Raw genomic sequence first — 19,155 nt, 5'->3', positions numbered from 1 at the left:
GGGTCCGGGGTGGAGCCCCGTGGCCTGCGCGCCGTAGGGGCTGATGTCGAGTTCACGGGTGCGCCGCCGTCGTGGCCGGTCGCGCAGTTCCCCGCGCCCCTGGCCGGACGGGGCGCACCCGGTGAGTTGAGTGCGCCCCTGGCAGGACGGGGCGCACCCGGTGACGCTAGATCGCGGGTGGTACGCGTCCGGGGCGGCCCGAGCCCCGGGTCAGCGCATACCCACCGATACCGGCGAGAGCGGCAAGCACCGCGCCCGCACCGGTCCAGACCCAGCGACTGGTCCACCAGCCGGAGGCCCAGTCGTGGTCGTCGGCGGCGACGGTCGACCCGGGAACCAGCGGGGTGGACAGCGAACCGTCCACCGCCGCCGCGCCGCCCATGTCCTTCGACGCGGCCTCGACCGACGCCGACACGGGCAGACCGAGATCGGTGTCGGCGAGCCCGGTCACCGTCAGGCGTACGTAATACGTGCCGGGCAGCGGGTCGTTCGCCCACGGCTCGGACCAGGCCCGCACCGCGCGCAGCGTGCACGCGAGGTCGACGTGCGCCGCGTCGGCGGCCACCGCTCGCGCCTGGGTCCCGTACATGCAGGACTGGCGGCGGCGCAGCCCGTCGTACACGTCGATCCGCCAGGTCTGCGCGCCGTGCCGGGCCTGCTCCTCGGGCAGGTCGACGGTGGCCTTCACCGTCGGCCGCTGCCCCGAGTCGGCCGCGAACGACCAGTACAGGTAGTCACCCGTCGACGCGCTCGCCGTCGCCTTCTGGTCCTGCGCGATCGAGGTGGCCGTACGGAACGACGTGCCCGCCTCCGTCGGCGCCTTCTTCGGGCCGTCGTCCCCGTCGTCACCACCGGCGACAGCGGTACCGGCGAACGCGGCCAGCGACGTGAGGCCCAGCAGCAGCCCCGTCAACAACCTTGTGCCTCGCATCAGTTGGTCCTCCATACGGCGACGCGCCAGCGCGAGATCCAGCCCCACAGCACACCCGCGAGGAAACCGACCACGACGAGTGCGCCCAGCAGCCACCAGCCGCGGCCCAGGCCGAACGCGGCCACGTCGGACGCCGCGTCAGGACCGTCCACCACGTCGACCGTCAGCTCGACCGGCAGACCCGGGGTCGTCTTCACGGAGGCGGGCGCGGAGTAGGAGTTCGAGACCTGGAGGCAGACCGTCTCCGGCTGCGTCTCGCCGTCGTCGGCCGACGAGTCCTGCTCGGCCTTCGGGTAGCGCAGCCCGGTGGAGACGACATCGGTGCGTCCGTCGCCGGACTCCTGGCCGCGGACGATCTCCCGGCCGTGCGTGGTGACCGCGCGCAGCAGCACGCCGTAGTCACGGTTCACGGCCCGGTCGGCCGAGACGCTCACGGAGGCGCGCAGTTCCTTGCCGGGCTCGACGTCCACCCGGTAGTAGCGGTGCTCGCCGAACTTCTCGCGGTCCGTGTAGAGGCCGGACTTCAGCTCGGGCGCGTCCGCGCACTGCGCGGCACCTTCGGTGGCGACGGGCGTGACCACGGGGTCGGCCGCCCGGTCCACCAACTGGCCGACCCTGTCGGTCAGTTCCTCCTTGTGCCGGACCGAGGTGTACGTGCCCCCGGTGGCGTCGGCGATACAGGAGAGCTGCGCGCGGGTCTTGGCGTCGGCCACCAGGCCGAGCGTGTCGATGGTGAGGCCGATGCCCTTCGCGGCGATCTCGCGGGCCACCTCGCACGGGTCGAGCGGCTGGCAGGTGTCCTCGCCGTCGCTGATGAGGACGATGCGGCGGGTGCCGCCGTCGTCGCCCTTGGCGCCCTTGTTCATGTCCCCGGCGGCCTTCAGCAGGGCCGGGCCGATCGGGGTCCAGCCGGTGGGCTGCAGCGTCGCGACGGCGGTCTTCGCCTCGGTGCGGTCCAACGGGCCTATGGGGTAGAGCTGCGCGGTGTCCTTGCAGCCCGTCTTGCGGTCCTCGCCCGGGTAGTTGGCGCCGAGCGTGCGGATGCCGAGCTGAACCTCCTCGGGCGTCGCGTCGAGGACCTCGTTGAACGCCTGCTTCGCCGCGGCCATCCGGGAGTCGCCGTCGATGTCGCGGGCGCGCATGGAACCGCTGACGTCCAGGACGAGTTCGACCTTGGGGGCGGGCGTGTCCCCGGCGGGCTCGTCGGCGGCCGCCGCGATGCCGGTGGGCGCGAGGCCGCCCAGGGCCAGGGCGGCGAACACGGCGCACGCGCCCGCCGCCAGCCGTTGTCTTGTGATCATCGGCGGATCCTATGGATCAAGACGGGGACACGCCAAAACGAGACCTCTCCTCGCGCCCCCGCGCCAACTCCCGTCCCCCGAAAGCGCCCCTCTTGTCCATCCCCGTCCACCAGGCCTCCATTCCGGCGGCGTCCAACGCACCCCAGTCCGGGGTTCCCGTCACCATCGCCTCTCCCATCCGGCGGCCCAGACCGACCATCGTGCGGCCCGCGGGAGTGCGGTCCGCGTCGTACGCCGCCAGGGCGTCGGGCACATCGGAGGCCGACGTCAGCGCGGATTCCAGGACCGTCGCGTCCTGGAGGGCCTTGACCGCGCCCGCGCCGGTGTGCGGCCGGGCCACCGTCGCCGCGTCGCCCATCAGGAGCATGCCGGGCGCCGTGTACCGGTCGGCCGTGAAGTCGTAGAGGGGCTGGAGGAACAGCTCGTCCGGGGTCGTCGCCATGACCAGGTCGGCCCAGAACGGGGGCAGCAACTCCGCTGCCACGTACGCCAGATGGTCCCGCAGCGCGTCCGACGCCGTACCGGGCGGCAGGCTCGTGGGAGAGGCGGAGAGCGCCGCGTCGTGGCCGGGCGGCGGCGCCGTGTACAGGATCCAGTTGGCGCGGTGCCCGCCGGTCGCCGGATCAGGGATGCGGTAGGCGACCAGGTGGCCGCCGGGGAACACGACATACGCGGCCTCGTCCTCGGCCCAGAGCTCCGGCGAGGCGAGCCGTTCGACGGGGAACGCGCCGCGCCACGCCACGTATCCGGCGTACGACGGGCGTACGTCACCGCCGGCCGCGGCCCGCACCACGGACCGGTAGCCGTCCGCGCCGATCACCAGGTCGAAGTGTTCGGGTGTACCGGAGCCGAGATCCACGAAGGCGCCCGCACCGTCCGGCGCCGCCGTCACCTGCTGGACCCGCGCCCCCGCCCGGAAGTCGGCGTCCGACGGGATCCGGCGCCTCAACTCCCCCCACAAAGGCCCCCAGTTGTAGGTACGGAAGGGCAACGGAGTCGTCCACAGCAGCCGCCCGGTCGGCTGCTCGGACCGCTCGTCCCGCACGTACCAACGCCGGGTCGTCATCTGCACCCACGGCATCCCCGCGTCCACATATCCGGACGCCTCCAGCTCCGCGTACCGGGCGTTGTGCAACGTCACCCCCACGCCCCGCTCGCCGAGCGGCCCTGCCGCGCGCTCGAAGACCGTGATGTCGCGCAGACCGCCGCGGTGCGCGGCGAGGGCCGCGGCGCACCCCGCGATGCTGCCGCCGACGACCGCGACGGATGCTGTGCTCTTGCCCATGTCCGTTTATCCGTTCCGTTCTGATAGCTGATAGCTGATAGCTGATGGCCGGTGACTGGTGACTGGTGACTGGTGACTGGTGACGGCCCCGCGGCGCCCACCGCGGGTGATCCTCGCAGGTGGGGGTCGCCGGGCGAGAACCTGGGGGACGCCCCGTATAGCCTGGCCGTGTGCTGAGAGAAGTCACCGCCACCCGCTACGTGAACCCGCTGCACGCCGGAGGCTCCGTACCCGGTGTGGTGGAGGCCGACGACCTGGGGACGTACGTCCTGAAGTTCACCGGCTCCGCGCAGGGCGTCAAGGCGCTGGTCGCGGAGATCGTCGTCGGGGAGCTGGCCCGGCGTCTCGGGCTGCGCTTCCCGGAGCTGGTGCTCGCCCACTTCGACCCGGCGGTCGCCGCCGACGAGCCGCACCAGGAGGTCCAGGATCTGCTGCGGGCGAGCGCGGGGCTGAACCTCGGCATGGACTTCCTGCCGGGCGCCGCGGACTTCACGCCGGAGATCGCCGGGGTGTTCCCGGTCGACCCGCTGGAGGCAGGCCGGATCGTCTGGCTGGACGCGCTCACCGTCAACGTCGACCGCACGGTGCACAGTTCGAACCTCATGGTCTGGCCCACGTCCGGCACGGCCCTGCCGAGGCTCTGGCTCATCGACCACGGCGCGGCGCTCGTCTTCCACCACCGCTGGGACGCGGCCGCGCCCGACAAGGCCTACGACTTCCGGCACCACGCGCTCGGCGGCTACGCCCCGGACACCCGCGCGGCCGACGCCGAACTGGCACCCCGTGTCACCGAGGAACTGCTGCGCGAGGTCGTCGCCCTGGTCCCGGACGCCTGGCTGACCGGCGAGCCGGGCTTCGACACCCCCGACGCGGTGCGCGATGCCTACGTCAGCTATCTGCTCGCCCGCGCGCGCAGCTCGGCGGCGTGGCTGCCCACCGACTTCCCTTCCCGGGACGAACTGGCGGCAGCGGATGCCCGGCGGGCTGCTGCCACGGAGCGAGGCCGCCCCGCTTGGTTGAAGCGGGTTCCGGATCTGCACGGGAAGCCTGCGGCTGCGCAGGACTGGTCCGTCCATCTGGGGTGATCCGGGGGCGGGGATCGTCTGCCTTGTGCGGCGTGCGGCCGTCCGCGGCTCTCGTCGTGGCTGGTCGCGCAGTTCCCCGCGCCCCTGAAGCATGCGGCTTCGCCGCAGCTCCAGCGGCAAAAACCCCCGGCACCGCACGGTGCCGGGGGCCTGGATACGGGTCGGTCAGCGGAGCTGCTCGTACGCCGGCAGCGTCAGGAAGTCCGCGTAGTCCGCGTCGAGGGAGACCTGGAGCAGGAGGTCGTGGGCCTGCTGCCACTTGCCGGCCGCGAAGGCCTCCTCGCCGATCTCGGCCTTGATGTTCGCCAGCTCCTCGGCGGCGACCTCGCGGGCCAGGTCGGCCGTCACGGTGACCGCGTCCCCGGCTCGCTCGACGACGACACCGGCGTTGATCCACTGCCAGATCTGCGAGCGCGAGATCTCGGCGGTGGCAGCGTCCTCCATGAGGTTGAAGATGGCGACGGCGCCGAGGCCGCGCAGCCACGCCTCGATGTAGCGGATGCCGACCTGAACGGCGTTGACCAAACCGTCGTAGGTGGGCTTCGCGTCGAGCGAGTCGATGGCGATCAGGTCACCGGCGGCGACCGACACGTCCTCGCGCAGCCGCTCCTTCTGGTTCGGCTTCTCGCCGAGGACCGCGTCGAAGGAGGCCATCGCGATCGGAACGAGGTCCGGGTGGGCGACCCACGAGCCGTCGAAGCCGTCGCCGGCCTCGCGGTCCTTGTCGTTCTTGACCTTCTCGAACGCGACCTTGTTGACCTCGGCGTCCTTGCGCGACGGGATGAAGGCCGCCATGCCGCCGATGGCGTGCGCGCCGCGCTTGTGGCAGGTGCGCACGAGGAGTTCGGTGTACGCCCGCATGAACGGGGCGGTCATCGTCACCAGGTTGCGGTCCGGCAGGACGAACTTCTGGCCGCCGTCGCGGAAGTTCTTGACGATGGAGAAGAGGTAGTCCCAGCGTCCGGCGTTGAGACCGCTCGCGTGGTCGCGCAGCTCGTAGAGGATCTCCTCCATCTCGTACGCGGCCGTGATCGTCTCGATGAGGACCGTGGCGCGGACGGTGCCCTGCGGGACGCCGACGTAGTCCTGGGCGAAGACGAAGATGTCGTTCCAGAGGCGGGCCTCCAGGTACGACTCCGTCTTCGGCAGGTAGAAGTACGGGCCCTTGCCGAGCGAGATGAGGCGCTGGGCGTTGTGGAAGAAGTAGAGGCCGAAGTCGACGAGGGCGCCGGGGACCGGCGTGCCGCTCTCGTCCACGAGGTGGCGCTCGTTCAGGTGCCAGCCGCGCGGGCGCATCACGACGGTGGCGAGCTGGTCGGCGTCCTTGAGGGCGTACGACTTGCCGGTGCGCTCGTCGGTGAAGTCGAGGGAGCGGTTGTAGGCGGAGGTCAGGTTGAGCTGGCCGCCGATCACGTTCTCCCAGGTCGGCGCCGACGCGTCCTCGAAGTCGGCGAGCCAGACCTTCGCGCCCGAGTTGAGCGCGTTGATCGTCATCTTGCGGTCGGTCGGGCCGGTGATCTCGACGCGGCGGTCGTCGAGCGCGGCGGGAGCGGGGGCGACCTTCCAGGAGTCGTCCGCGCGGATCGCGGCGGTCTCCGGGCGGAAGTCGAGCGTGGAGGTGCGGGCGATCTCGGCGCGGCGCTCGGCGCGGCGGGCGAGGAGCTCGTCACGCCGGGGCGTGAACAGCCGGTGCAGCTCGGCCACGAAGGCGAGGGCCGCATCGGTGAGCACCTCGTCCTGCCGGGGCAGGGGCGAGGCGTCGACGATGGCCAGCGGGGACGGCGCTGGTGCGGACATGAGGCTGTCACTTCCTTCAGCGAGCGGCGGCGCGGGCGGCACGCGGTGCCAAGGCGCCTGGGTACGGCTGTCGGCCCCGTTCTCGGGGACCGGCCCTTCTCAGCAGTGGATATTAGTTTCCTTATCGTGGAAGTTCAATCGTTTGTTGATGTCGAGATTCTCTGAGTCGACAGATCGTGGCGCTCAGTGCCACGCCTCTCACTCAAGGTGGCTTCACTCGAGGTGGCTTCACTCAAGGTGGCGGAGGTCTGCCGCCGTGTCGATGTCGTACGCCTGCGCCACATCCCCGCACTCCACCAGTTCCACGGCTCCCGCGTGTTCCTTCAGGTAGGCGCGCGCTCCCCGGTCCCCGTCCGCGCTCGCCGCGATCCCCGCCCAGTGGTCCCGCCCGAACAGCACCGGATGTCCGCGCTCCCCGTCGTACGCGGCCGCCACCAGGGACGCGGGCGAGCGGTACGCCGCACGGACCCGAGCCACCGCGGCGGCGCCGATGCCCGGCTGGTCCACGAGGAGGACGAGCGCGGCGGCCGCGCCGCTTCCGGTATCCGGGTCGGTGAGGGAGTCCAGGCCTGCCCGCAGAGACGACCCCATACCCTCTTCCCACGCCGGGTTCTCCACGATCACGCACCCTTCGAGGTCGGCCCGCGCCCGTACGTCACCGGACGCGGCTCCGAGTACCACGTGCAGCGGCCCGCAACCCCCCTCGCGCAACATGCGCACCGCGTGCTCCAGGAGCGGGCGTCCGCGATGGGGCAGCAGGGCCTTGGGGCGCCCACCGAGCCGCCGCCCGCCGCCCGCGGCGAGCAGCAGTCCGGCGATCCCGTCCGTTTCTCTGGTCGTCATGCCCCCTGCATACAGCACAGGCCGGGCCGACGCCCGCACACGTGAAGTTGCCTTACGCAACGGACTGGCGCGAAAGGCGGTCGTGGCGTTAACTGGGCGCCCTCGAACCCGAGTTGGGCGCTCGATCAGCGCCCCGCGCGGGTTTGCGGCGAAGGCGTACGACGGGCGCACAACGAGGTGCGAGGGGGATACCTGTGTTGCGGAGCGTGGAGCACAGACAGGGGCGGACTCCGGTGACCGGCAGCGACGAGGATCCGCGGGTGGCGGAGCTGCGCACGGCCGTGTCCCGGCTGCGCCGCGAACTGGCCGCCCACCCGGCCGAGTTCATGGACCGGGGCATCGCCGAGGACGAGCTCGCGGCCCTCGACGCCATGGCGGACGGCGGCAGCCCCGAGGTGCCGCGGCTGCGCCGGTCACTGCTGCTGATCGCGGGGGCGATCGGTTCGGTGAGCGCCCTGTCGGCGGCGCTCACCCAGGTCCGCGGGGCGATCGAGCTGTTCGGGGGACCCGGATCCCGGGGCTGAGGGGTTCGAAGGCAGGCTCTCAGGCCACCCAGTGCGGTCGGCCCGGCTCGTCACCCGCCGGGCCGACCCCCGCGTCGACGGCCGCGGCGACCCGCCGCACCGCCTCCTCGGCGACCTCGGCCGGCTGGGTGTAGGGCCAGCGCAGCCGGTGCTCGAACGTGCCGGGGTCCGCGCCGAACCGTGACCCGCCCTCGATCCGCACCCCGTGCCGCAGCGCCGCTCCGGCCAGTGCCGAGGCGATCGGCCGGCCGAGATCGATCCAGAGGGACATCCCGCCGGGTGGCACCTGCCAGCGCCAGTCCGGGAACTCCTGGCCGAGCAGGCCGGTCAGCCGGTCGCGCTGGGCGCGCAGCAACGGAAGCCGCCGGCGCAGGATCTCCTCCTCGCGGCCGAGCAGCCGCAGGGCCACCAGCTGGTCGAGAACGGAACCGGACATGTCGGCCATCACCCGCTGCGCCGTCAGCTCGGTGATCAGCCGCGCACCCGCCCGTACCCAGCCGACCCGCAGACCGCTCCAGTGCCCCTTGCTCAACGAGCCGACGGTGACGATCTGTTCACCGCCGTGCGGCGCCAGCGAGGCGAACGGCGGCGGCGTCGGGGTGTCGAGCGCGATGTCCGCGATCGTCTCGTCGACGACGAGCCAGGTGCCGGTCGCGCGGGCGGCGGCGATGATCTGCCGGCGCTGGTCGGGTGGCATCAGCCGGCCCGTCGGATTCTGGAAGTCCGGGATGAGATAGGCGAGCCGGGGCGCCGACTGCCGCAGGATCGCGCCGAACAGTTCGGCGTCCCACCCGTCCTCCGTCACCGGCACGGGGGCGGTGCGCAGCCCCAACTGCCGGATGACGGAAAGGGCGTTGGCGTACGAGGGGTTCTCCACCGCGATCCGGTCGCCGGGTCTGCCGAGCAGGGTGAGGGTGAGCGCGACCGCCTGCTGGGCGCCGGACGTGACCAGGATCTGCTCCGGCCGCGTCGGCAGACCGCGCCGCGTGTACCGCTCGGCGATCGCGGCCCGCAGCTCCGCCAGACCGTACGGGTGGTAGCCGGGCGTCAGCGCGTGCCGGGCCACGTCCGCGCTCGCGGCGGCGTAGGCGGCGGCCAGCTCGTCCGCCAGCGCGCCGGGAGCCGCGATGGCCAGATCGATGACGTCCTCCCCGGCTTCCGGCGTGCGCACGCTCGTCAGGCGCGCGCCCTCCGGCAGCTCGGTCCACGTTCCGGCCCCGCGCCTGCTGCGCGCGTACCCGCTCTCCCGCAGCAGGTCGTACGCGGCCGTCACCGTGGCCCGGCTGACCCCGAGCGCCGTCGCGAACTCGCGCTCGGCCGGCAGCCGCGTGTGCAGCGCCACCCGTCCGTCGAGGAGCAGCGTCCGCATACCCTGCGCGAGCCCGCGATAGCCCGGCCGCTCCCCGGCGACGCCCGTCACCAGAGCGGCGAGGCGCTTGGCTCCCGGCCGCCCGGCCGCACTGTCCAGGCCGTGGACTCCTGTGCCGACCGCCATGCCACATTCCCGTCATTGGCCCTGCTGTCCAGGCCAATCAATCTACAGACTCGGAAGTGGCCGACCAAAGGTGGCCCGGGTGGGAACGAGGAGGCACATCATGCACGCCGACAGGAGCGGCTTCAGCGACCGGTACGAGCGCGAGATGCAGCGCCGCGCCGAGGAATCGCCGGGCGGGCGTCTGTGGGGAACCCGTCGCCGGCCCCGCTCCCCGGCCGCGCCGGACCGGCCGGGCCGGGTCGTCGTCGGCGTCAGCGGCTCTCCGGCGAGCCGCGTCGCCCTGCGCTCGGCGGCGGCCGAGGCGAGGAACTCCGGGCGGGAACTGGTGGCGGTGCTGGCCTGGGCGCCACCGGAGGGCGAGGGCATGTACGGGCGCCGGCCGGACCGTGCGTGGGCCGAGCAGTGGCATTCCTTCGCGTGCGCCGAGCTGGCGCGGGCCGTCGAGGAGACGCTGGGCGGACCGCCGACCGGCCCGGACCTGTCGCTCCGTGTCGTACGCTCCCGCCCTGGCCCCGCGCTGACCGCCCTGGCGGCGCGCTCCGAGGACCTCATCGTCATCGGCGTACGAGGCCGCCGCAGCGGGGTGCATCGTTTCGTCCGGCGGCACGCGGTGTGCCCCGTCCTTTCGGTTCCGGTGCGCGCGGTCGGGCGGGCGGAGCTGCGTGCGCTGCGCCATATGACCCCTGCGGACTTCTGAGCCCGCACCCCTATCGGGGTCTCAGCAAACCTCGCTGATGAGCTCGGGCCACGGCCGACGTCCGCGAGTCAACCCCCAACTTCGCGTAGATATGCACCAGATGGGACTTGACCGTGGCCTGACTCAAGAACAGCTGGCGAGCGATCTCCGCGTTGGACAGTCCGTCCCGCACCAGCTGAAGGACCTCAAGCTCCCGCCGGCTCAACGCCTCGGAGGGCGCCCGCAACCGGTCCATCAGGCGGAGCGCGATCGCCGGGGCGAGCGCGGAGCGGCCGGAGGCGGCCGTGCGGACGGCGGCCGCCAGTTCCTCCGGCGGCGCGTCCTTCAGCAGATAGCCGGAGGCCCCGGCCTCCACCGCCGCGAGAATGTCCGCGTCGGTGTCGTACGTCGTCAGGACGAGCACGCGCGGCGCCCCGTCCAGGGCCGCGATCCGCGCGGTCGCCTCGGCGCCGTGCATACCCGCGCCGAACTGCAGGTCCATCAGTACGACCTCCACCGCTCCGGCCGCGGCCAGCTCGACCGCCCGCTCCGCCGTGGCCGCCTCCGCGACGATCGTGAAGTCCGGCTCGGCGTCGAGGACGGCCCGCAGACCGGCACGTACGACGGGATGGTCGTCGGCGAGCAGCAGCCGGATCACGCGCCACCCCCGGCGGGAACCGGCAGGGTGACGGCGACCGCGGTGCCCCGGCCGGGCGCCGACTCGACCGTGAACGTGCCGCCGAGCGCGCGCACCCGTGCCCGCATCGCGGGCAGCCCGAATCCGCCGTCGCTGCCGTCGGGCACGGCCGGATCCGGGTCGAATCCGCGACCGTCGTCCACTACGTCCAGGGCCACCGAGGTCTCCATGAAGCTGAGGGTGATCTCCGCGCGGCGCGCGCCCGCGTGCCGCAGTGTGTTGCCGAGCGCCGACTGGGCGATCCGCAGCAGCGCCACCTCGTAGGGGGTGGGGAGTTCGAGCGGGGTGCCGCTGGTGGTGAAGCGGGCGGTCAGGCCGCCGGCCGTGGCGCACAGCCGCTCCAGGGCCCCGGCGAGGGAGCCGTTCGCCAGGTCGGGCGGGGTGAGGGCGCGGACGAAGCGGCGGGCCTCGGCGAGGTTGTCCTGCGCGGTCGACCGGGCCCGCTCGACGTGGGCGGCGGCCGGAGAGGTCCCGGGCAGATCGCGCTGGGCGGCGCGCAGCAGCAACTGGATCGAGGACAGCCCCTGCGCGAGGGTGTCGTGGATCTCGCGGGCGAGCCGCTCGCGCTCGGCGAGGGTGCCCGCGGCGCGCTCCGCGGCGGCGAGGTCGGCGCGGGTCGCGACGAGTTCCTCGATGAGCCGGCGCCGCCGCTCGCTCTCCCGGTACAGCGCCTGATAGCCGAGCACGGTCGCCACGGCGACGGCCGCGCCGAGCAGAGGGCCGATGAACGCGCCCGGGTTGAACCCCCCGTCGTGTCCGATGTACGAGGCGATGGCCGCGCCCGCCGCGAGCGCCACCGCGGGGACGCCCCACCGCACGGGCAGCAGGTGCAGGAGGAGGAAGTAGAGCGGGAAGGCCAGCCACAGCGCGTCGGGGGAGAGCGCGAGCAGCACCGCCCAGACCGCGCCCAGCGCGCCGAGCCAGCACGCGGCGCCCGAGCGCGTGGCGCGTACCGCGGGGATCAGCGGGCCCGCCGCGTAGACGCCGCCCAGGACCACGGCCACGGCCACGACAGTGGCGACCGGCTCGGGCGAGCGCCCGGCCAGGCCGCGCACCACGACCAGCGCGAGCAGCCCCGCCATCAGCAGATGCAGGCAGAGGCGCAGGGCGCGCAGGGCGGGGGTGAGGGAACGTGGATCCATACTGCTCACCAGCGTACGAAGCGGAGCGCCGGAACCCGGTCAACCGAAAGTTTGAAAGGGGTGTCCTCCCTTCGATTCGGGTGAGGCGTGCTGTGGCGCGATGCCCGCGCGGGGCCGGGGCAGCAGGGTGGATGCCATGTTCGTCGCATGGAGAGACCTACGGTTCGCCAGGGGCAGATTCGCCCTGATGGGAACCGTGATCGTACTGATCACGCTGCTGGTGGGGCTGTTGTCGGGGCTGACCGCCGGGCTGGCCCGGGACAACACGTCGGCGCTGACCGGGCTGCCCGCCGACCACCTCGCGTTCGCCCGCCCGGCCGGGGGCCAGTCGGTGTCGTTCACCGGCTCCACCGTCCAGCGCGCGCAATGGCAGGAGCTGGCCCGGCAGCCCGGAGTCACCGGCGCGCGGCCGCTCGGCATCGGCACCGTCAACGCGCGGTCCGGCGCCCACACCGCGGCCGTCTCCGCGTTCGGCGTCGAGGAGAGGTCCGGCCTCGCGCCCGACGCAACCGCACCCGGCACCGCCGTGCTGTCGCACAAGGCCGCCGACGAGCTGGGCGTCGGCGCGGGCGACCCCCTCACGCTCGGCGGTACGACCCTGAAGGTCACGGCCGTGTCCGGAGACGCCTCCTACAGCCACACCCCGGTCGTCTGGACCGACCTCGGCGACTGGCAGGCGCTCGCGCCCCGCGCCGCAGGAAGCGGCGAGCAGGCCACCGTCGTCGCCCTCGACACCACCTCGGAATACGACGCGGCGCGCGCCGACCGGGCCGCGGGCACCTCGACCACGACCGTGCCGGGCGCCCTCGAAGCCATAGGGTCCTACCAGGCCGAGAACGGCTCGCTGCAGCTGATGCGCGGCTTCCTGTTCGCCATCTCGGCCCTCGTCATCGGGGCGTTCTTCACGGTGTGGACGATCCAGCGCAGCGGCGACATCGCCGTCCTGAAGGCGCTCGGCTCCTCCACGTCCTATCTGCTGCGGGACGCGCTCGGCCAGGCCGTCGTGCTGCTCGTCGGCGGCACCGCCGTGGGAACCGCCCTCGCCGCGCTCATCGGGGCGTTCGTGCCGGACAGCGTGCCGTTCGTGCTGGAGCCGCTGACCAGCGTCGGCCCCGCCGCCGTCATGACCGTCCTCGGCGTCTGCGGCGCCGCCCTGTCCATCCGGCGGATCACCGCCGTCGACCCCCTCACCGCACTCGGGAGCGCCCGATGACCCTGCAGCTCGACGACATCACCCTCACCTACGCCGACGGGGAGGGCCGGCTGACGGCCCTTGACCGGGTGAGTCTGACGGTCCCCGCCGGGACGGTGAGCGCCGTGGTGGGTCCATCGGGTTCCGGCAAGTCCAGCCTCCTCGCGGTCGCCGCGACCCTGGTCACCCCCGACAGCGGGCGCGTGCTGATCGACGGGACCGCGGCGACGGGGCTGAGCCGGGCCGCGGCGGCGGAGCTGCGCCGCCGCGCCGTCGGCATCGTGTTCCAGCAGCCCAACCTGCTGCCGTCCCTGACCGCGCTTGAACAGCTCCAGGTCATGGCGCACCTGGACGGCCGCCGCCCCCGTGAAGTACGGGGCCGCGCCGCGGAGTTGCTGGACGCGGTGGGCCTGGGCGGCCTGGCCCATCGGCGGCCCCACCAACTCTCCGGCGGTCAGCGCCAGCGGGTCAATATCGCGCGGGCGCTGGTGAACGCGCCGCGGGTGCTGTTGGTGGACGAGCCGACCAGTGCGCTGGATTTTGAACGGGGTTCTGCCGTACTGGAGTTGCTCGCGCTGCTGACCCGGGAGCGGGGGGTTGCGACGGTGCTGGTCACGCATGACCGGGGGCGGTTGGGCTTCGCCGATCAGGTGGTGGAGATGGTGGACGGATGTCTGACGGGTGTCGGGTGAGCGTTGCCGACCGCGGGCCGGTGGGGGCTGGTCGCGCAGTTCCCCGCGCCCCTGAAATGCGCACTGCGTGCGGCATTTCGTCCTGAAGGCGCGGCGAAGCCGCATGCCTTCAGGGGCGCGGGGAACTGCGCGAGACGTCACGACGAAGGCCGCGCTCGGCAACGCACCGCAACCCGGCACACGCGACTGCTAAGACGCGGCGCCCGAGCTGGCCAGCGCCTCCGACAATTCGCGGGCCACCTGCTGAAGCACCGGCACGATCTTGTCCGTGGCCGCCTCCGTGACGCGTCCCGCCGGGCCGGAGATCGAAATGGCCGCCGCCGTGGGCGAGTTGGGCACCGGGACGGCGAGGCAGCGCACGCCGATCTCCTGCTCGTTGTCGTCGACCGCGTACCCGGAGCGGCGCACCTCCTCCAGCGCGTCGAGGAAACCGTCGGCCGTGGTGATCGTCTTCTCCGTCGCCGCCGGCATCCCGGTCCGCGCGAGCAGCGAGCGCACCTCGTCGGCGGGCGTGTGCGCGAGCAGCGCCTTGCCCACGCCGGTGGAGTGCGGCAGCACCCGGCGTCCGACCTCGGTGAACATCCGCATCGAGTGCTTGGAGGGCACCTGGGCGACGTAGACGATCTCGTCCCCGTCGAGCAGCGCCATGTTCGCCGTCTCGCCGGTCTCCTCGACGAGCCGGGCGAGATAGGGACGCGCCCAGGTGCCGAGCAGGCGCGCGGAGGACTCGCCGAGGCGGATCAGGCGCGGGCCGAGCGCGTAGCGGCGGTTGGGCTGCTGGCGTACGTAGCCGCAGGAGACCAGGGTCCGCATCAGGCGGTGGATCGTGGGCAGGGGGAGACCGCTGCTCGCGGAGAGTTCGCTGAGGCCCACCTCGCCGCCGGCGTCGGCCATCCGCTCCAGGAGGTCGAAGGCGCGCTCGAGGGACTGCACACCACCGCTGGGCGCGGACTTGGCGGCATCAGTGGTGCTGGCGTCGGACGTCGGCACAGCGCGTTCCTTTCGAGGACAAGCGGGTGATGCTGCAGCCTACCGGCGGGTTCCCGGCCGGTGATCCCTTGACCTCGAAGTTCGTCGGTAGCTACATTCTGCCTATCGGAATAATAATTCCACTTTGTGGAAACGTCCAGAGGTCGCGCGAGGCGCCCGGTGGGCGCGGCGGACCCTTGACGGACCGCGAACGAGGAGTGAAGACTCCTTCAACAGAACGTTGAAATAGAACGTCGGAACAGAGGAGGTCCAGGGTGTCGGACGTCGAAGTCGAACTGATGCTGCGCTCGACCCGCGTCATCACCCCCGACGGTACGCGGCCCGCGTCGGTCGCCGTCGCCGCGGGCAAGATCGTCGCGGTGCTCGCGCACGACGCGGAGGTACCGGCCGGCGCCCGTGTCGAGGACTTCGGCGACCACGCGCTGCTGCCCGGCATCGTGGACACGCACGTCCACGTGAACGACCCGGGGCGCACCGAGTGGGAGGGCTTCTGGACCGCCACCCGCGCCGCCGCGGCCGGCGGCATCACGACCCTCGTCGACATGCCGCTGAACTCCCTGCCGCCGACCACCAGCGTCGCCAACCTCCGTACGAAGCAGGAGGTCGCCGCCGCCAAGGCGCACATCGACGTCGGCTTCTGGGGCGGCGCCCTGCCCGACAACGTCAAGGACCTGCGGCCACTGCACGACGCCGGCGTCTTCGGCTTCAAGTGCTTCCTGTCGCCGTCCGGCGTCGACGAGTTCCCGCACCTGGACAGCGACCGGCTCACCGCCTCCATGGCCGAGATCGCCGGCTTCGGCGCCGACGGGGGCCTGCTCATCGTGCACGCCGAGGACCCGCACGAGCTGGACGCGGCCCCGCACACCCACGGCCCCAAGTACGACGACTACCTCGCGACCCGGCCGCGTATCTCCGAGGACGCCGCGATCAAGGGACTCATCGAGACCGCCAAGCGGATCGGCGCCCGCGTCCACATCCTGCACCTGTCCTCCTCCGACGCGCTGCCGCTGATCGCCGCCGCCAAGGCCGAGGGCGTCAAGCTGACCGTCGAGACGTGCCCGCACTACCTCACGCTCACCGCCGAGGAAGTCCCGGACGGGGCAAGCGAGTTCAAGTGCTGCCCGCCGATCCGCGAGGCCGCCAACCAGGACCTCCTCTGGCAGGCGCTCGCCGACGGCACCATCGACTGCGTCGTCACCGACCACTCGCCGTCCACCGCCGAGCTGAAGACCGACGACTTCGCCACCGCGTGGGGCGGCATCTCCGGCCTCCAGCTCAGCCTCTCCGCCATCTGGACCGCGGCCCGCGAGCGCGGGTACTCCCTCGACGACGTGGTCCGCTGGATGTCGTCCCGCACCTCGGAGCTGGTCGGCCTCGACGACCGCAAGGGCGCCATCGCCGTCGGCCGCGACGCCGACTTCGCGGTGCTCGCCCCCGACGAGACCTTCACCGTCGACCCGGCCGCGCTCCAGCACCGCAACCGTGTCACCGCCTACGCGGGCAAGACGCTGCACGGCGTCGTCAAGTCGACCTGGCTGCGCGGCGAACGCATCGTCGCCGACGGCGAGTTCACCGCCCCGCAGGGCAAGCTGCTCGAAAGGACCAAGTAGAACCGTGGCCGCATCCTCCGAGATACCCCGCTTCACCGGCGACGCCAGCCCCTTCGGCGGCGGCGACCCGTACGCCGACTACCGCACCGCCGACTTCCCGTTCACCCGGTACGTCGACCTCGCGGCGCGCACGCTCGGCGCCGGGGTGATCGCCGCGAACGACGAGTTCTTCGCGCAGCGCGAGAACCTCCTCGTGGCCGGGCCCGCCGAGTTCGACCCGGAGCACTTCGGCCACAAGGGCAAGATCATGGACGGCTGGGAGACCCGCCGTCGCCGCGGCACCGGCGCCGACCACCCGTGGCCCACCGCCGATGACCACGACTGGGCGCTCGTCCGGCTCGGCGCCCCCGGCGTGATCCGCGGCATCGTCGTCGACACGGCCCACTTCCGCGGCAACTACCCGCAGGCGGTCTCGGTCGAGGCGGCCACGGTGGCGGGCGCGCCGACGCCCGACGAACTGCTCGCCCCCGACGTGAAGTGGACCACCCTCGTCCCCCGCACGGCAGTCGGCGGCCACGCGGCCAACGGCTTCGAGGTCGACGCCGAGCAGCGCTTCACGCACCTGCGCGTCAACCAGCACCCCGACGGCGGCATCGCCCGCCTGCGCGTGTACGGCGAGGTCGTCCCGGACCCGGAGTGGCTCGCCACGCTCGGCACGTTCGACGTCGTCGCCCTGGCCAACGGCGGCCGCGCCGAGGACGCCTCGAACCTCTTCTACTCGCCCGCCTCCAACACCATCCAGCCGGGTTACTCCCGCAAGATGGACGACGGCTGGGAGACCCGGCGCCGCCGCGACAACGGCAACGACTGGATCAGCTACCGCCTCGTCGCCCAGGCACAGATCCGCGCCCTGGAGATCGACACGGCGTACCTGAAGGGCAACAGCGCCGGCTGGGCGTCCGTCTCCGTCAGGGACGTCTCCGAGAGCGGGGACGGCGACTGGGTCGAGGTCCTGCCCCGCACCCGCCTCCAGCCCGACACGAACCACCGCTTCGTGCTCGACGCCCCGGCCGTCGGCACCCACGCGCGCGTCGACATCTTCCCCGACGGCGGCATCTCGCGGCTGCGCCTGTTCGGCTCCCTCACGGATCAGGGAGCTTCCCAACTCGCGGCCCAATACGCGGAGTTGGGTGCGTAGGCTCCCCCCCCCGCAAGGACGTGCGGGGCACGCCGGCCCGACAGCACCGGTGTGCCCCGCACGGTCGTGCCCGCCTGCCTACGCGGCGTGCCCGCCGTCCACCGCGAGCTCCGCGCCCGTCACGTACGTGGCCGCGGGACCCGCCAGGTACGCCACCGTCCGGGCCACCTCGTCCGCCGTGCCGAACCGGCCGAGCGCCGTCATCTCCGCCTGGCCCGACGCGTACGGGCCGTCCGCCGGGTTCATGTCCGTGTCGATCGGGCCCGGGTGGACGATGTTCGCCGTGATGCCGCGCGCGCCGAGCTCCCTGGCCAGCGCCTTCGTCAGGCCGATCAGGGCCGACTTGCTCATCGCGTAGAGCGTGCCACCCGGTCCCGGTACGTACTTGGCCATGCAGGTGCCGATCGTGACGATGCGGCCGCCCGTGTCCATGACCGGGGCCGCGGCCTGCGAGGCGAGGAAGACGCCGCGTACGTTCACGGCGAGCACCCGGTCCACGTCGGCGAGGGTCAGGCTCTCCAGCGGGCCGAGGACGCCGATGCCGACGTTGTTGACGAGGACGTCCAGGCGCCCGAGCCGGTCCGTGGTCAGCGACACCGCGTCCGCCGCCTCGCCCGCGTCCGCCGAGTCGGCGCGCACCGCGAGGCCGCGCCGCCCCAGGGCCTCGACCCGTCGGACCACCTCATCGGCGGCCTCCTTGCCCTGGACGTAGGTGACCGCCACGTCGAAGCCGTCCTCCGCGAGCCGCAGCGCCGTCGCCGCACCCACGCCGCGGCTGCCGCCGGTCACCAGAGCCACCTTGCTGTTCATGATCTCTCCTGAGGTCATCGGTTGCCGTTCTGCTGTTCTGCCGTCCTGGGTTCGAGTACAGCGGCGTACGCGGGCGGAAGCTGGCGGCAATCGGACGCTGAGATCTGAGGGGGACCGGAGGGGGAGACCAGGTGCGGGGACCGATGAGTTCCGGGCGGAGGGCAGGTCTTCAAGGGCAGAAGCGTCCGCATGCACGTTCACCTTTCACCAGACGGAGCCCGCCATGAAGCTCACCCTCACCCAGTTCGTCACCCTGGACGGCGTGTACCAGGCGCCCGGCGGCCCCGAGGAGGACCGCTCCGGCGCCTTCGAGCACGGCGGCTGGTCGTTCCCGTACGACGACGAGGACTTCGGCACCTTCGTCACCGAGAACTTCGGGCGGGTCGACGCGTTCCTGCTCGGCCGCCGCACGTACGACATCTTCGCCGGGTACTGGCCGCAGCACACCGATCCGTCGGACCCGGTGGCCGGCAAGCTCAACGCCCTGCCGAAGTACGTCGCCAGCAAGACGCTGACCAGCGGCGACTGGGCCGGTACCCGGTTCATCGGCGGCACTGACCTCGTCAAGGACGTCACCGCGCTCAAGGAGCAGCCGGGCCGCGAGCTGCAGATCCACGGCAGCGGCGCACTCGCCGCGTACCTGCTCAGGCACGACCTGATCGACACCCTGCACCTGCTGACGTTCCCGGTCGTGCTCGGCACCGGCAAGCGCCTCTTCGGGGACGGGCCCGTGCCCACCGCCTTCCGGCACGCGGCCACCCGCGTCACCAGCAAGGGCGTCGTCATCTCCTCGTACGACCTCGAAGGGCGCCCCGCGTACGGCAGTTTCTGATGGTCGGTGCGCCTGCGTCGGGCCGGCCCGACGCAGGCCGGGGCGAGGGGCGGCAAGTTAACTCATGGAAAACAAGCTGTAGTTGGTGTTGACGTGTACCCGTCTACGCGCGTCA

At 72.5% G+C, this 19,155-nt stretch carries 18 protein-coding genes; 8 read left to right on the top strand and 10 right to left on the bottom strand.

The genetic code is table 11. From position 1 onward, the window contains the following. Positions 1-166: 166 nt before the first annotated feature. The 3 genes from ACIREE_RS14920 to ACIREE_RS14910 are packed head-to-tail and all read right to left on the bottom strand — an operon-like array spanning position 167 to position 3,517. Complete coding sequence (locus ACIREE_RS14920; RefSeq protein ID WP_404151057.1) at positions 167-931, bottom strand: hypothetical protein; 765 nt, start codon at positions 929-931, stop codon at positions 167-169. Then, on the bottom strand, positions 931-2,232 hold the full coding sequence (locus ACIREE_RS14915) for a VWA domain-containing protein (RefSeq protein ID WP_404151055.1): 1,302 nt from the start codon (positions 2,230-2,232) through the stop codon (positions 931-933). Before ACIREE_RS14915 ends, ACIREE_RS14920 begins: the two co-directional genes overlap by 1 nt. Positions 2,233-2,248: 16 nt before the next feature. Beyond that, positions 2,249-3,517: an FAD-dependent monooxygenase gene (locus ACIREE_RS14910; protein WP_404151053.1), complete on the bottom strand. Its 1,269-nt coding sequence runs from the start codon at positions 3,515-3,517 to the stop codon at positions 2,249-2,251. Positions 3,518-3,687: 170 nt separating this feature from the next. Here ACIREE_RS14910 and ACIREE_RS14905 point away from each other — a divergent pair, with 170 nt between their 5' ends. Next, positions 3,688-4,602, top strand: a complete 915-nt coding sequence (locus tag ACIREE_RS14905; RefSeq protein WP_404151051.1) for a HipA family kinase — start codon at positions 3,688-3,690, stop codon at positions 4,600-4,602. 165 nt (positions 4,603-4,767) lie between these two features. On the opposite strand, the gene aceB is transcribed toward ACIREE_RS14905, so the two are convergent. Both aceB and ACIREE_RS14895 read right to left on the bottom strand, forming a co-directional pair. Then, positions 4,768-6,399 carry a malate synthase A gene (gene aceB / locus ACIREE_RS14900; protein ID WP_404151049.1) on the bottom strand — a complete coding sequence of 544 codons (1,632 nt, stop codon included), beginning with the start codon at positions 6,397-6,399 and terminating at the stop codon, positions 4,768-4,770. A gap of 228 nt (positions 6,400-6,627) precedes the next feature. Beyond that, on the bottom strand, positions 6,628-7,242 hold the full coding sequence (locus ACIREE_RS14895; protein WP_404151047.1) for an NTP transferase domain-containing protein: 615 nt from the start codon (positions 7,240-7,242) through the stop codon (positions 6,628-6,630). A gap of 233 nt (positions 7,243-7,475) precedes the next feature. Here ACIREE_RS14895 and ACIREE_RS14890 point away from each other — a divergent pair, with 233 nt between their 5' ends. Beyond that, positions 7,476-7,766, top strand: a complete 291-nt coding sequence (locus tag ACIREE_RS14890; RefSeq protein ID WP_404151045.1) for a DUF5955 family protein — start codon at positions 7,476-7,478, stop codon at positions 7,764-7,766. Positions 7,767-7,785: 19 nt separating this feature from the next. On the opposite strand, the gene ACIREE_RS14885 is transcribed toward ACIREE_RS14890, so the two are convergent. Then, entirely contained in the window at positions 7,786-9,261 is a 1,476-nt protein-coding gene (locus ACIREE_RS14885) for a PLP-dependent aminotransferase family protein (RefSeq protein ID WP_404151043.1), read from the bottom strand. A 100-nt stretch (positions 9,262-9,361) separates the two neighbouring features. On the opposite strand from ACIREE_RS14885, the gene ACIREE_RS14880 reads away from it, so the two are divergent. Continuing rightward, on the top strand, positions 9,362-9,958 hold the full coding sequence (locus ACIREE_RS14880) for a universal stress protein (RefSeq protein ID WP_404151041.1): 597 nt from the start codon (positions 9,362-9,364) through the stop codon (positions 9,956-9,958). A gap of 10 nt (positions 9,959-9,968) precedes the next feature. On the opposite strand, the gene ACIREE_RS14875 is transcribed toward ACIREE_RS14880, so the two are convergent. Beyond that, positions 9,969-10,595 (bottom strand): response regulator, encoded by a 627-nt coding sequence (locus tag ACIREE_RS14875; protein ID WP_404151039.1) that lies wholly within the window; start codon positions 10,593-10,595, stop codon positions 9,969-9,971. Further along, entirely contained in the window at positions 10,592-11,776 is a 1,185-nt protein-coding gene (locus ACIREE_RS14870) for a sensor histidine kinase (RefSeq protein WP_404151037.1), read from the bottom strand. The genes ACIREE_RS14875 and ACIREE_RS14870 overlap by 4 nt, the downstream gene beginning before the upstream one ends. A gap of 136 nt (positions 11,777-11,912) precedes the next feature. Here ACIREE_RS14870 and ACIREE_RS14865 point away from each other — a divergent pair, with 136 nt between their 5' ends. Together ACIREE_RS14865 and ACIREE_RS14860 are read left to right on the top strand one after the other, a co-directional pair. Further along, positions 11,913-12,989: an ABC transporter permease gene (locus ACIREE_RS14865; RefSeq protein WP_404151035.1), complete on the top strand. Its 1,077-nt coding sequence runs from the start codon at positions 11,913-11,915 to the stop codon at positions 12,987-12,989. Then, the gene (locus ACIREE_RS14860; RefSeq protein WP_404151033.1) at positions 12,986-13,660 is read left to right on the top strand and encodes an ABC transporter ATP-binding protein; all 675 of its coding nucleotides are present in this window, start codon (positions 12,986-12,988) and stop codon (positions 13,658-13,660) included. The genes ACIREE_RS14865 and ACIREE_RS14860 overlap by 4 nt, the downstream gene beginning before the upstream one ends. 189 nt (positions 13,661-13,849) lie before the next feature. Here ACIREE_RS14860 and ACIREE_RS14855 read toward each other — a convergent pair whose 3' ends face one another. Then, positions 13,850-14,650, bottom strand: coding sequence for an IclR family transcriptional regulator (locus ACIREE_RS14855; protein ID WP_404151031.1), 801 nt, complete (start codon positions 14,648-14,650; stop codon positions 13,850-13,852). Between the two features lie 278 nt (positions 14,651-14,928). Here ACIREE_RS14855 and allB point away from each other — a divergent pair, with 278 nt between their 5' ends. After that, positions 14,929-16,260, top strand: a complete 1,332-nt coding sequence (allB, locus tag ACIREE_RS14850; protein ID WP_404151233.1) for an allantoinase AllB — start codon at positions 14,929-14,931, stop codon at positions 16,258-16,260. A gap of 4 nt (positions 16,261-16,264) precedes the next feature. Beyond that, complete coding sequence (gene alc / locus ACIREE_RS14845; protein ID WP_404151029.1) at positions 16,265-17,398, top strand: allantoicase; 1,134 nt, start codon at positions 16,265-16,267, stop codon at positions 17,396-17,398. 78 nt (positions 17,399-17,476) lie between these two features. Here the strand turns inward: alc and ACIREE_RS14840 are convergent, their stop codons facing one another. Further along, positions 17,477-18,208 (bottom strand): 3-oxoacyl-ACP reductase family protein, encoded by a 732-nt coding sequence (locus ACIREE_RS14840; RefSeq protein WP_404151027.1) that lies wholly within the window; start codon positions 18,206-18,208, stop codon positions 17,477-17,479. Positions 18,209-18,431: 223 nt separating this feature from the next. On the opposite strand from ACIREE_RS14840, the gene ACIREE_RS14835 reads away from it, so the two are divergent. Beyond that, a complete protein-coding gene (locus ACIREE_RS14835; protein WP_404151025.1) occupies positions 18,432-19,040 on the top strand; it encodes a dihydrofolate reductase family protein in 609 nt (202 codons plus the stop codon). Positions 19,041-19,155 lie beyond the last annotated feature (115 nt).

Source organism: Streptomyces sp. NPDC102467 (assembly GCF_044765445.1).
Taxonomy (GTDB): domain Bacteria; phylum Actinomycetota; class Actinomycetes; order Streptomycetales; family Streptomycetaceae; genus Streptomyces.
Note: the sequence above shows the minus strand (reverse complement) of the source record. Positions and strands in the feature narration are given on the sequence as shown.

What these genes read in the sequence shown, in the direction of transcription:
- ACIREE_RS14920 (WP_404151057.1), bottom strand. Translation starts at nt 931, where the DNA reads ATGCGAGGCACAAGGTTGTTGACGGGGCTGCTGCTGGGCCTCACGTCG.
- ACIREE_RS14915 (WP_404151055.1), bottom strand. Translation starts at nt 2,232, where the DNA reads ATGATCACAAGACAACGGCTGGCGGCGGGCGCGTGCGCCGTGTTCGCC.
- ACIREE_RS14910 (WP_404151053.1), bottom strand. Translation starts at nt 3,517, where the DNA reads ATGGGCAAGAGCACAGCATCCGTCGCGGTCGTCGGCGGCAGCATCGCG.
- aceB (WP_404151049.1), bottom strand. Translation starts at nt 6,399, where the DNA reads ATGTCCGCACCAGCGCCGTCCCCGCTGGCCATCGTCGACGCCTCGCCC.
- ACIREE_RS14895 (WP_404151047.1), bottom strand. Translation starts at nt 7,242, where the DNA reads ATGACGACCAGAGAAACGGACGGGATCGCCGGACTGCTGCTCGCCGCG.
- ACIREE_RS14885 (WP_404151043.1), bottom strand. Translation starts at nt 9,261, where the DNA reads ATGGCGGTCGGCACAGGAGTCCACGGCCTGGACAGTGCGGCCGGGCGG.
- ACIREE_RS14880 (WP_404151041.1), top strand. Translation starts at nt 9,362, where the DNA reads ATGCACGCCGACAGGAGCGGCTTCAGCGACCGGTACGAGCGCGAGATG.
- ACIREE_RS14870 (WP_404151037.1), bottom strand. Translation starts at nt 11,776, where the DNA reads ATGGATCCACGTTCCCTCACCCCCGCCCTGCGCGCCCTGCGCCTCTGC.
- ACIREE_RS14865 (WP_404151035.1), top strand. Translation starts at nt 11,913, where the DNA reads ATGTTCGTCGCATGGAGAGACCTACGGTTCGCCAGGGGCAGATTCGCC.
- ACIREE_RS14860 (WP_404151033.1), top strand. Translation starts at nt 12,986, where the DNA reads ATGACCCTGCAGCTCGACGACATCACCCTCACCTACGCCGACGGGGAG.
- allB (WP_404151233.1), top strand. Translation starts at nt 14,929, where the DNA reads ATGCTGCGCTCGACCCGCGTCATCACCCCCGACGGTACGCGGCCCGCG.
- ACIREE_RS14840 (WP_404151027.1), bottom strand. Translation starts at nt 18,208, where the DNA reads ATGAACAGCAAGGTGGCTCTGGTGACCGGCGGCAGCCGCGGCGTGGGT.
- ACIREE_RS14835 (WP_404151025.1), top strand. Translation starts at nt 18,432, where the DNA reads ATGAAGCTCACCCTCACCCAGTTCGTCACCCTGGACGGCGTGTACCAG.